Here is a 12098-nt window from a genome sequence, read left to right as displayed (position 1 = left end):
CTTCTCACCCCTGCTGCGCCCACCGGGACGCCGCAGACCCGGCGCACCGGGCAGTCCCTGCCCACCGCCGCACTGCGCAAGCCCCACAACGGCACGACTGCCGTCGACGGCGTCGACATGGACATCGCGGCAGCCCACCTGCATCCGCCGTGGGACGGCGCGCAACTGCTGTGGTCCCCTTACCGCGAGGCCGCCGAGCAGGTCGCACACCTGGCGATCGCGGACCTCGACGCCTTCCTGGAAGGCTACGTGGAGGGTGGATCCCGGATGGGTGGATCACGCTCGGATGAGCCCCGCCCGGTCCGGTGGACCGCCACCCGCCCCAGGACGGCGACGCCGTCGACGCAGAGGGCAGGCCTCCAAGGTGTCGAAGTACGGGCCGTCGGTCTGGGAGATCACGGTGTCGGGCCAGGCCGCGTCCGGGCCTTGACCCCGAATCCTGGACACGGGTTATGCGGCTGGTGCCGGCGTAGTTGATGTTGTTTCGGACGCTGTCTCGTAAGCGATCGGGCTGAGGTGTCCGAGGCGGGAGAGACGGCGTCGGGTGTTGTAGCGGTGCAGCCGGCGGAACGCGTCGAGGCGGGCTTCGCGCTCGCTGGACCAGCGCTTGCGATCCTGGAGCGTCTCGCGTGTGAACGTTGCGTTGAAGGACTCGGCGAGCGCGTTGTCCGCTGAGCTGCCGATCGCGCGCCCTGGACGCCGGGCGCGGCTGACGGTCCGGGCTCAGCTGACGGAGGCGAAGGCCCGGGAGCGCATGCCGGCGGGGCATGGCTCGGCGGCCCGCTCCGGATGGTTCGAGTGCGCCGACTCCGGTCGGGTGTCCGCGTCCGCGGAGCGTGGTCGTCTCGTCCGTGATACGACGGCGACCGAGCCGCTGGTCAGGCCGACCACGAACTGCTCCAGGACGGAGTGCACCGCGTCCCGTCACTGCCGGGACCTTCCGCGAATGGGGAGGCGAAAGGGCCCCGCAGTGTCGCCGTTGTCGGCATCGGCTCAGCGCAGCTTGTCCTTGGCCTGGTAGTAGGCGCCGCCGAACGGCAGGAACCAGGCGGTGCCGTTGTAGAAGGGGACGGGACCTTGGGGAAGCCGAGGCCACGCAGGGGGTTGGCCTCCGGGCGGCCGTCCATCATCTCGGCGACCGCACGGCCCATGTAGGTGGCCATCTGGACGCCGTGGCCGCAGTGACCCATGGAGTTTGGCCCGCAGGCCGTCGAAGTGCCCGGGCTTGCAGACCGCGCCGAGGCGCCCGGAGCGGTTGAAGTCGCAGTCGATGTTCTCGGTGTGGGTGAGCTCCTCGACGACGTCGACCGCATCCCGGAAGGCGTCGCACAGCTCACGGGCCCGCTCCTGCCCGTAGCGCTTGCGGGCTTCGGCGGGGCTGATGGTGATGCCCTGGGTGCACATGCTGCCGTTGCGTCCGGAGGCGCCCGAGCCGACCTTGTCCTTCTCGACGAGGACGACCCGGGCGCCCTTGCGGGCGGTGTGGTAAGCGGTGGACAGGCCGGTGAGGCCGCCGCCGATCACCACCACGTCCGCCTCGTCGGGCAGGTCCTTTCCGGAACGGTCGGGCAGGGCGGGAGCTGCCGGGCTGTGCCGTGTGGATGGCGTGCGGCGGCCCGACGTCCCCTGCCTTGCGGTGTGTTCGAAGGTCACGGAGAGGTGGGGCCCCGGTCTGGCCGGCGCAGAGCATCGGCAGGATACGAGCAGGTCCGTTCTTGCGGCTGGCGGATGCTGCCGAAACCGAAACGCAGGACGCTTCCGTCCGGCTCGCTCAGGTGTGAAAGCCGGGCAGGGACAAGTACTTGAGCTGCTGGTACTCGTGGAGGCCCTCGGGCCCGCCCTCGCGGCCCAGGCCGGACTGCTTGATCCCGCCGAAGGGTGCCGCGACCTCGGAGACCAAGCCGCGGTTGATGCCGACCATTCCGGCCTGCAGACGGGCGGCGACCCGGCGGGCGCGGTCGATGTGGGACGTCATCAGGTACGACGCGAGGCCGTGCTCGGTGCTGTTGGCCACCGCTATGGCCTCGGCCTCGGTGGAGAACCGGTGGATGGCGGCGACGGGGCCGAAGACTTCCTCGTGCATGATCGCGGCGTCGGCGGGGACGTGGTCCAGCACGGTCGGGGCGGCGTAGTGGCCCGGCCCGTCGGGGATGTCCGCCTCGGCGATGACAACGGCACCGCGGGCCACGGCGTCCTCGACGAGGTGGCGGACCTTGTTCACCGCACGGTGGTCGGCCAGCGGGCCGAGGTCGGTGTCCTCCAGGTCCGGGGGACCCACCCGAATGGCGGCCATCCGTTCGGCCAGCGCAGCGGCGAACGCGTCGGCGATTCCCTCCTGGACCAGGAACCGGTTGGCGCCGACGCAGGACTGGCCGCCCAGCCGCATCTTCGCGATCACCGCTTCGCGGACCGCGAGGTCGAGGTCGGCGTCGTCGAAGACCAGGAACGGCGCGTTGCCGCCCAGCTCCATCGAGGTGCGCAGTACCCGGGCACCGCTCTGCTGCAGCAGCAGCCGGCCGACTGGGGTGGATCCGGTGAAGGACAGCTTGCGCAGCCGGGGGTCGGCCAGCAGAGCCGTGGTGACCGCTGCCGCGTCGCTGCTGGTGATCACGGTCAGGACACCCGCGGGCGCGCCGGCCTCACGCGCCAGCTCGCCCAGTACCAGGGAGGACAGCGGGGTGAGCGCGGCCGGCTTGAGCACGGCGGTGCAGCCTGCGGCCAGGGCGGCTGCGGCCTTGCGGGCGGCCATGGCCAGCGGAACGTTCCACGGGGTGATCAGCAGGCAGGGGCCGACCGGTTCGGCGACGGTGACGATGTGGCTCCTGCCGTCCGGAGAGGGGGTGCTGCGCGCGTGCGGGCGGACCGCTTCCTCGGCGTACCAGCGGAAATAGGCCGCGGCGTAGTCGACCTCGCCCCGGGCTTCGGTGATCGTCTTGCCGATCTCCAGGGTGATGATCCGGGCCAGACGCTCACGGTGCTCGGTCAGGGCGTCGGTGATCCGGTGCAGGACGTTCGCCCGGTCCCGCGGGCTGGTGAGGGCCCACTGGTCGGCGGCCGCGGCCGCCGCGTCCAGTGCTTTGAGCGCGTCTTGCGCGCTGCAGTCGGCGACGGTGGCGATGACTTCCTCGGTTGCGGGGTTGCGCACCTCGAAGGTGCGACCGCCGGTGGCGGGTTGCCAGTCGTGGGCGAGGAAGCCACGGGGGACGGATTCGAGGACTGCCGACTCCCCTGGGGGAGCGGTGAGCGTGTCAGTCATGCGCGTGGCTCTTTCGCTGGTCGCAGGATGGTGTGTTGAGAGAGCACGATCGGCGGTGGTCATACGGCCTCGCCTCCGGGGTTGGCGACTCCGACCGTGTTCTCGACGGAGATCAGGGAGTCCTGTCGTCCGGAGCCGAGCCAGCGCACCAGGGCCACCAGGCCGAGGGCGAGGATCGCGAAGGCGATGAGGATCGCGCTGACCGCGGTCACGCTGGGGTCGATCTCGAAGGTGAGGGAGTTGTAGACCTGCACCGGCAGGGTGACGGTGTCGACCGAGGACAGGAACTGGGAGATGTAGAACTCGTCGAAGCTGGTGATGAAGGAGAAGATCGCTGCCGCGATCATTCCCGGCGCGGCGAGGGGGAAGGTGATCCGCCGGGCGATGGTGAGGCGGCCGGCGCCCATGCTGGCCGCGGCGTCCTCCAGGCGTTCGTCGATCCCGCGCAGGGTCGCGATCAGGATCAGCACCGCGATCGGCGCGGCCAGCACGGTGTGCCCCAGGGCGATGGCGAGCGGGCTGCCCAGCATCGCGGCGGGCTCGAAGAGCAGGAACAGCCCGAGTGCGGTGACGATCTGCGGAATGACCAGCGGCCCCAGCACCAGGGCGAAGACCGCCGAGCGCAGCGGCAGTTCGCTGCGGACCAGGGCGGTCGCCGCGGTCACCGCGATGATCAGCGAGAACACGGTGCTCAGGGCGGCGACCAGGGCGGACAGGGACAGCGCGGCCGGCCACTTGCTGCCGTCGGCGAACAGCGCCTTGTACCAGTTCAGCGTCCACTCGTCCGGCGGGAACGACGCGAAGGCGTTGCCGCTGAAGGACGTGACGAGGATGACGACGATCGGCAGCGCCAAAAACAGCAGGATCACAGTGGCGATGGCGGTCAGGACGATCCGTCCGACGAGGCTGCTGCGCAATTCCATCATGACGCACTCCTCTTCTTACGGCTGGCGCCCAGCGAGCTGACGAGCTTGACCAGCAGGAGTCCGGCGAAGGTGAGCAGCAGCAGGATGACGCCCTGAGCGGCCGCCCCGTTCCACTGGTTCTCCTTGGTCACCTGCTGGTTGATGAGGGTGGCGATCATCGACTGGTTGGGTCCGCCCATCAGCGCGGGGGTGATGTAGTAGCCCAGCGACAGGATGAAGCTGAGCAGTCCGGCACTGGCAAGTCCCGGGGCGACCAGCGGCAGATAGACCCGGCGGAAGATCGTCACGCGTCCCGCGCCCATGCTGGACGCGGCCGCCAGCAGGCGGCGGTCCACACCGCGCATCACGCCGTACAGCAGCAGCACCGTGTAGGGCAGCATCATCGAGGTGGTACCGATGACCACGCCGAGTTCGTTGTAGAGCAGTTGGAACGGGGCACCGGGAACCGACATGGCGGTGAGGGACTCGTTCACCAGGCCCTTGTCACCGAGCATGATGATCCAGCCATAGGTGCGCACCAGGGCGCTGACGAAGTGCGGGACGACCACGACCAGCATCGCCAGACCGGCCAGGATGGGCTTGAGCCGGGTGATCGCCTGGGCCAGGACGAACCCGAAGACCAGGCTCAGCACCGCCGTCTCGGCGGAGATCCGCAGCGTGGTGAACAGCACCGACAGGTTCACGCCGGTCAGCGCGTCGGCGTACCAGTGCAGCGTGAACGATCCGTCGGCGTCCTTCAGACTCAGCAGCAGCGTGGAGAAGATCGGGTAGACGAACAGCGCCAGCAGATACACGACGACGGGGAGCGCGTACAGGATCCCGACCCGAGTCCGCCGCGAAGCCAGCAGCTTGCGCGGACGAGCCGGAGCGCCCGCGGTGAGGGTGGCTGCCATGACTCACCCCGCCTGTTCGTCGGTGGGGAAGAGGTTGACGTCCTCGGGGTCCGCACTGATCCCGACCCGCTCGCCGGCCACGGGGCCCCGGCCGGCGGGGACCTCCAGGCGCAGCAGCGGCCCGTCACCACCGTCGATCCGGACCCCGGCGCGCACCAGGGTGCCGACGTAGGTGGCGTTCTCGACCGTGCCGGTACAGAACCCGTCGCCGACGGCACAGGCCCGCAGCCGGCCGGGCTGGACGGCGACCTTGACCCGGGTGCCCGGGGCGAGGTCGTGACGACGGGCCTTGATCAGGCCACCACTGATGGCGAGGCGGACCAGGGTGTGCTCGCCGTCGTGCTGCTCGATACGCCCGGGCAGGAAGTTGGCCGCGCCGAGGAAGTCCGCCACGAACGGCGTCCTCGGCCGCTCGAACAGCTCCCGCGGGGTGTCGAACTGCTCGATCAGGCCGTTGCGCATCACCGCGATACGGTCCGACATGACCAGCGCCTCTTCCTGATCGTGCGTCACATAGATGACGGTCAGGCCGAGTTCCTGCTGGATGGTCTTGATCTCCACCTGGAGCTGGTCACGCAGCTTCTTGTCCAGGGCGCCCAGCGGCTCGTCCATGAGGATGACCGGCGGCCGGTAGACCAGCGCCCGGCACAGGGCGACACGCTGCTGCTGACCACCGGACAGCTCACGCGGCTTACGGCCGCCGAACCCGGCCAGGCCCGCGATCTCCAGCGTCTCCCCGACCCGCCGACGGATCTCGTCCTTCGGCACCCCGCGCAGCGTCAGCGGGAAAGCGACGTTCTCCGCGACCGTCATGTGCGGGAACAGCAGGTACTGCTGGAAGACGAAACCAAGGCCCCGTTTCTGCGGCGCCAGGCGGGTGACGTCACGGCCGCCGACCGTGATGGTGCCGGAGTCGGGTTCGCAGAACCCGGCGATCATCATCAGCGTCGTGGTCTTGCCCGACCCGGACGAGCCGAGGAAGGTGACGAACTCCCCGGCCGCGATCTCCATGGACGCCTCGTCGACAGCGACCACATCGCCGTAGGTCTTGCGCAGGGCCACCACCGACAGCGTCTTGCCGGTCGCGGTGGCCGACTTGTTGCCGGCCACCTTCACCGACGGTGCCGCGATACCGAATTCAGCCACGAGCCCACTCCAACCAGCGCTTGGTGACGGCCGATTCGTTCTTCAGCCACCAGTCGACATCCGCGTCGAAACCCTTGTCGTAGTACTGCGGCGCACCGGCGAGCGCGTTGCGCTCGTCCTCGGTGAGCTTGGCGTAAGCCAGCGGGGACGACGGGTTCGACGGGAACGCCTTGGCCAGGTTGGCCTGGCTCTCGGGACGCAGCGCGAAGTCCATCAGCTGGTAGGCGTTGTCCGCGTTGGCCGCGCCCTTGGCGATGGCGTAGCCCTGGAACTGGCGGCGCATGCCGTTGAGCTGCCTCTCCACCGGGACGCCTTGCTTCTGCAGGTCGGCGATTCGGCCGTCCCAGACGGTGGACATCGTCACTTCCTGGCGGCTGAGCAGCACACCGGGGAGCGGGCCGCTGTCCCAGTACTTCTTGATGTCGCCCCGCAGCCGGGTCAGCGCCTTGAACGCACGGTCCAGGTCGAGCGGGTACAGCTTGTCCATGGGGACGCCGTCGGCCAGCAGCGCGAACTCCAGCTCCGGCAGGTCGCCGTCCGGGTGGACCATCGCCCGGGCGCCCTTGAACGCCTTGGTGTCCCAGAAGTCCGCCCATGACTCCGGCTTCTTACCCCCGAACGCGTCCGTGCGGTACGCGATGCACTGACCGTAGAAGGCGCTGCCGATGGCGTGGTCGGTGATCTGGGCCTCGGGGATCTTCGCGCTCTTCACGCTCTTGATCCGGTCGCGGTCCAGCGCCTCCAGCGCGTCCTGCTTGACGTACTTGGTGTGCGACATCATCGAGTTGTTGATGAGGTCGCACTGCGGCCGGCCCTGCTTGATCTGGGCCAGCAGCGGGGCGTCGTCCAGGTTCAGCACCTTGACGCTGATGCCGGTCTCCTGCGTGAACGGCGTGTAGATCGCCTTCTGCAGAGCCGCACCATAGGAACCGCCGCTGTCACGGACGACCACCGTCTTGCCGCCCTTGCCACCACTCCCACCGGCTGTCCGGCTGGAGCCGGTGCCGCAGGCGGCGAGGGAGGGAAGAGCGGCGAGGGCGGCCAGGCCGCCTGCTCCGCGCAGGAGCGCTCTACGACCGATCTGGGCATCACTCATGGCAATACTCCTCATCTGGGGACGCGTGGGACCAGCTGTGCGGGGGCTTTACCTCGCATGCGGGGGGATCGTTCGGGGCGGCGAACGCGGACAGAACATCGCCCGCTTGCCTTGCCGATCGCCGTTTGGGGCGCGTGTTCGCCGTGGATCGAAGTTCCCGACGAGCTTGTCGCGGGAGCGACGTCGGCTGGGTGACCGGGTGGGTGGCGGCGGGGAAACCGGAGCCGGGACAGGGGGTGACCAGCGGAGTGGGTGGTCCTCAGCAGAGCCGGAGCATGAGGGCTCTGGTGAGGGATGAAGCAGATCCTGGCCTGCGGCTGAGGGACGGGCCGAGCGGACCATCGGCCCCGGCGACGTTGCTCAGCAGGCAGCTTCGCGTAAACCCTGAAGGCGATCGGGGCCGGGCATCGGCATCACGTCACGGTCACGTAGATCTTGCGCACGGTTTCGATGGTCTTCCAGACGCCGACGTAGCCCGGCTTCATGACGAAGCTGTCGCCGGCCTTGTAGATCACCGGCTCGCCGCCTTCGGGTGTGAGTTCGACGATGCCGGAGAGTATGTGGCAGAACTCGAAGGTCTCGCCCTTGATCGAGCGCATCTCGCCGGGCGTCGCTTCCCAGACGCCCGTATGGATCGACTCCCCACGGGCGACGTCCTGGGCCCAGGTCCGAAAAGCAGGGTCGCCGGAGATCAGGCGTTCCGGGAGCGGGCCGGACTCTCGCGGCGTGAAGGAGGGATTGGTGTCGATGGCCTTCAGGAGCGACATGTCTTTCCTTTTGGAGCTTGAGAAGTTGGTGGCCGCGGCCACGGTCGACGAGCTGCTGCCAAGCGGCATCTGACACACGCTCGTGGGCATGGCCCGTTCCCGATGTGCGGAGGCCGATACGAGGCATCGTGGCTGGTGCCGAGGTGGCCGGGTGGCTCGGATACGGTTGTCGGCACGGGCGCACTGAGGGTGACGCCGTTCGAGTGGAGCAGGCGAATGGGGCACGCGCTCGACGCTTGTTCGACAGTTCATGCCGCAATCGGCGGACGCCCGAGGCAGAAGGAGCGACGGAGAACAGGTCGTTCAGCTCCTTGCTGATGGTGATGCCCAGCAGGGTGCTCAGCCGGCGGTGTACCCGCCGTCGACGGTCAGGACCGATCCGGTCACGTACGACGACTCCCGCGAGGCGAAGAAGAGCACCGCGTCGGCGACCTCTTCAGGGGTGGCGAGGCGTTGGAGCGGGATCTGGCTCTCGCGCTGACGGCGGTAGCCCTCGGGGTCGGGCCTGCGCTGGAACGCCGCTTCGATGACCGGGGTGGCGGTCAGACCCGGAGCGACGACGTTGACCCGGATGTTGCGCGGGGCCCATTCGATCGCGGCGCCCTTGGCGAGCATGATGAGGCCCCCCTTGGCGGCGGAATACAGGACCTGCCCGGACATGCCGACCATGCCCAGCCGTGAACTGACGCAGACGAACGAGCCGCCGGTCTCGGGCATCAGCGGGGCGAAGTGCTTCATCACCAGGAACGCGCTGAGCAGGTTGCTCTCCAGCACGTTCCTCGCGTCGTCGCAGGCCATCTCGGTGAGCGGACCGTCCGCCTGCAGGCCGTGGTTGAGGACGACGACGTCGACGGTGCCGAAGGACTCTGCGGCCTGCTTGGCCAGGTGCTCGACGAACGCCTCGTCGTTGAGGTCTCCCGGAACGTACAGATCGTCGGGCTCAGCACTGTCGAGCCGCTCCCTGCGGCCGGTGAGCAGCAGCCGCCCGCCCTCACGGCGGAAGTGGGAACTCACCGCCTGCCCTATGCCGCTGCTGGCGCCTGTCACCAGGGCCGTGACGTTCTTGAGTCTCATGTCAGGCATTCCTTTGCGGGGGAGGTCGGTCGGGTTGTGAGCGGCTTCGGGGGCCGGTCAGTTGAGGAATCCGCGGGCGTCGACCGGCCACCGCTGCAGCGACACACCGCTGCTGTCGGTGACGATCAGCTCCTCGAAACCGAGGACGACCGGGCATACATGGTTGGGCACCACCGGTACGACGCTGCCGACGCGGGGCCGGAAGTCGCCGTCCGGCAGCGGGAGGAACCCGTGGTACTCGTTGACCTTGGACAGGACCGCGTTCGTGCCGGCGATGCCGCCGTAGCCGATCTCGGGGCTGCCTTCTTTACTGAGGGCCTTGTTGCCCACATCGACGATGACCTGGTCGGGGACCCAGTCGCTGACCACGGTCCCGGCGACGAACAGCGCGATCTGGTCCTCCGTGCAGGAGCCCAGCCGGGCGTTGTTCAGATCGCCGAAGACGTACTCGCCGGGACGGATCTCGGTGATCACGCTGCTGCTGGTGGAGAACTCGACGGTGGGCGTGGAGCCGGCGCTGACCACCTCTGCGGTGACCCCGACGCCTTCGAGGCTGCGTACTGCGGTGGTGAGCGCGGCTTCCTGGTCCTGCGCGGCACGCCGGCGAGCGTCGCGACCGGCGCAGCCGTGACCGGGATAGGTGAAGACGCCTGCCGGCACCAGACCGCGCTTGCGGGCGGCGAGCGCGAGGTCGCCCGCGAGCTCGGGCGGCGCCCCGGAACGACGGGCGCCGCAGTCGACCTCGATCACGACCTGCAGGCGGTCCGGTTCGTCTCCCATCGCGTCGGCGAGGGCCTCGATCGCTGCGACGTTGTCGACGCCGACCCGCAGCCGGGCGGACTCGGCGAGCCGGCGGATCCGGGGCTTCTTCGATCCCGCGGCCCAGATCGGGTAGGCGAGGAAGATGTCGTCGAAGCCGGCCGCGGCGAAGACCTCTGCCTCACCGACGTTTCCCGCGGTGATCCCGACCGCGCCGGCCTCGATCTGGCGCCGACCGATCTCCACGCACTTGTGTGTCTTGACGTGCGGCCTGACCTTGATGTTGTGCTGGTCGGCAAAGCCCTGCATGCGGTCGATGTTGCCCTGCATGACGTCGACCAGCACGATCGGCGCGGGGGTGTCGATCCGCTCGACCAGAGCGTCGAGTGCTCGTTGCAGCTGATTCACGCTGCCCTCCTTGTGGTTCTGCCTGGAACGATCGAGGGGAAATGATCGAGGGGCGCGGGTGCTGACTCCCCTCGATGCCGAACGTGCGTGCCCCGCGATATCGCGCGCACTCGGGTACACCGCCGTCGGGGCCGCCCTACGCAGCGGTGCAGATCATCTGGATCTCGACAGGGGTGTTGAGGGGGAGCCCGGCGACACCGATCGCGGTGCGGGCGTGCCGTCCGTTCTCGCCCAGTACCTCGATGAGCAGTTCACTGGCCGCGTTGGCGACCTGCGACTGCTCACCGAAGTCCGGCGTACTGGCCACGAAGACCAGCATCTGCACGATCCGGACCCGGTCCAGATCGCCCACCGCCTGAACGGCGGCTGCAAGGCAGTTCAGCACGGCATCGCGCGCGAGTGACCGCGCCGTCTCGAGGTCGATGTCCCTGCCGACAGTGCCCTGACCCAGCAGCCAACCGTCCCGGTAAGGGAGTTGGCCCGAAATGTAGATGCTGGAGCCCACCGTCCGGTGGTGCACGTAGTACGGGTTCTCCCGGAGCTCGGGAAGGGCCAGCCCCAGGGCCTGAAGCCGATCGGAAGCCGAGTCGGTGTTCGCTGCCGAAGTCTCATGATTCTTGATCATCTGTACTCGGCTCTCCTCTCGAGTAACGGCGGCGACAAAACACCTTATGGCGGCTTAAAATCGTCAACCTATTGTCGTTTGTCGACCATATGGCTGTCCGTCGAGCACTGTCAATACGAACTTCGACCTCGAGCGCGGCCGCGGAATCAGTTGGAGAGTGCGACGTGGCGGTTCAGGGCAAGTGCGTAGCGGCCGTTCAGGGAAGCGCCTGTAGCGTGAGACGCCAGGCGGGTTCGGGACTGACCGAGTGCCTACGGGCACTCGCGGGCCGGGAGGAACGCCGACCCCATCACCGTGCCGGGACGACCGCCGGCGAGGACATCATGGATACTCTGCCGTCCGCGGTCGCGCCTCCAGCGCGGCGCACCCACCGTGGCCGCGACTGAGGCCCGGACGCCGCACCAGTGTGCGGGACGGCATCCGGGCGGGCCAAGAACGGGGTGCTTGGACGGGCAGCGCGCGTTCGGCGACCGATGTCGCGGTGCGACAAGCGCACCATGCGGGTCAGTGCGCCGTCTCGGCCATGTCGCAGGTGTGGCACACCACCCTGCGTGCCGGGATGCGGCCGTACGATCGCATGGCCAGTGCGCGATGAGTGAAGCCGCTTGACCCTCTTGCCCCTTGACCCGCTGACCCGCCACCCGCTTGATCCGCCCGACCTGACTACCAGTCAGCGCTTGCCGTTCCACGGCACAGCGAACGCGGTCCGCGTCCCCGAGCCTCGCGACACCGGGCTCCAGGGGGAGTCGCCCGCAGATACGTCGACTACGTCGACTACGTCGACTACGTCGGCAACCTCGGCACGGCGCGGACGGCGCCGTCGGAATGCATGCCGATCAACGGTTACGCATGCGCCTCACCAGCCGCGACCGGCCGCGGCTGCCCCACCCCGAACGGAGTCGGCGACATCGGCGCATTGCCTGGTCGCCGTGCGCGGGCGGGTCCGGCACCGTGCGCGCGGCAGTTGCCGGACGGAAGCCGACCGATCGCGGCCACGACAGGAGTCACCCAGGACTAGGGCCTCTCGTTTGGATCAGGCCGGGCTCGCGGGGTCTGGCACGCTCCCCCGCAGCCTCCGGCGCGGGAGGTACCCCCACCCCCGTAGCCCTTCGGGCACGGGAGGTGCCCCCACGCCGCGTTGTCGTCGG

General features: G+C 68.9%; 10 protein-coding genes and 1 pseudogene. All 11 read right to left on the bottom strand.

The genetic code is table 11. The features are described 5' to 3' along the window. Nucleotides 1-450 precede the first annotated feature (450 nt). Nucleotides 451-687, bottom strand: a pseudogene (locus ACF08N_RS26450) (integrase core domain-containing protein); the annotation flags it as partial. Between the two features lie 306 nt (nucleotides 688-993). Continuing rightward, nucleotides 994-1653, bottom strand: a complete 660-nt coding sequence (locus ACF08N_RS26445; RefSeq protein ID WP_392327178.1) for an NAD(P)/FAD-dependent oxidoreductase — start codon at nucleotides 1651-1653, stop codon at nucleotides 994-996. A 118-nt stretch (nucleotides 1654-1771) separates the two neighbouring features. Next, complete coding sequence (locus ACF08N_RS26440; protein ID WP_392327177.1) at nucleotides 1772-3256, bottom strand: NAD-dependent succinate-semialdehyde dehydrogenase; 1485 nt, start codon at nucleotides 3254-3256, stop codon at nucleotides 1772-1774. A 59-nt stretch (nucleotides 3257-3315) separates the two neighbouring features. Then, nucleotides 3316-4182: an ABC transporter permease gene (locus tag ACF08N_RS26435; protein ID WP_392327176.1), complete on the bottom strand. Its 867-nt coding sequence runs from the start codon at nucleotides 4180-4182 to the stop codon at nucleotides 3316-3318. Continuing rightward, nucleotides 4179-5075, bottom strand: coding sequence for an ABC transporter permease (locus tag ACF08N_RS26430; RefSeq protein ID WP_392327175.1), 897 nt, complete (start codon nucleotides 5073-5075; stop codon nucleotides 4179-4181). Before ACF08N_RS26430 ends, ACF08N_RS26435 begins: the two co-directional genes overlap by 4 nt. Before the next feature lie 3 nt (nucleotides 5076-5078). Beyond that, complete coding sequence (locus tag ACF08N_RS26425; protein WP_392327174.1) at nucleotides 5079-6221, bottom strand: ABC transporter ATP-binding protein; 1143 nt, start codon at nucleotides 6219-6221, stop codon at nucleotides 5079-5081. Then, nucleotides 6214-7317 (bottom strand): ABC transporter substrate-binding protein, encoded by a 1104-nt coding sequence (locus ACF08N_RS26420; RefSeq protein ID WP_392327173.1) that lies wholly within the window; start codon nucleotides 7315-7317, stop codon nucleotides 6214-6216. The genes ACF08N_RS26425 and ACF08N_RS26420 overlap by 8 nt, the downstream gene beginning before the upstream one ends. 413 nt (nucleotides 7318-7730) lie before the next feature. Then, nucleotides 7731-8174 (bottom strand): cupin domain-containing protein, encoded by a 444-nt coding sequence (locus ACF08N_RS26415; RefSeq protein WP_392327172.1) that lies wholly within the window; start codon nucleotides 8172-8174, stop codon nucleotides 7731-7733. Between the two features lie 249 nt (nucleotides 8175-8423). After that, nucleotides 8424-9158, bottom strand: a complete 735-nt coding sequence (locus ACF08N_RS26410) for an SDR family NAD(P)-dependent oxidoreductase (protein ID WP_392327171.1) — start codon at nucleotides 9156-9158, stop codon at nucleotides 8424-8426. Nucleotides 9159-9215: 57 nt separating this feature from the next. Beyond that, nucleotides 9216-10325, bottom strand: coding sequence for an alanine racemase (locus tag ACF08N_RS26405; RefSeq protein ID WP_392327170.1), 1110 nt, complete (start codon nucleotides 10323-10325; stop codon nucleotides 9216-9218). 136 nt (nucleotides 10326-10461) lie between these two features. After that, on the bottom strand, nucleotides 10462-10950 hold the full coding sequence (locus ACF08N_RS26400) for a RidA family protein (protein ID WP_392327169.1): 489 nt from the start codon (nucleotides 10948-10950) through the stop codon (nucleotides 10462-10464). Between the last annotated feature and the right edge of the window lie 1148 nt (nucleotides 10951-12098).

The sequence above is a fragment of the Streptomyces sp. NPDC015127 genome, from assembly GCF_043080095.1.
Lineage (GTDB): Bacteria > Actinomycetota > Actinomycetes > Streptomycetales > Streptomycetaceae > Streptomyces.
The sequence above is the reverse complement of the archived record's forward strand: the minus strand, read 5'-3'. Positions and strand labels throughout refer to the sequence as shown.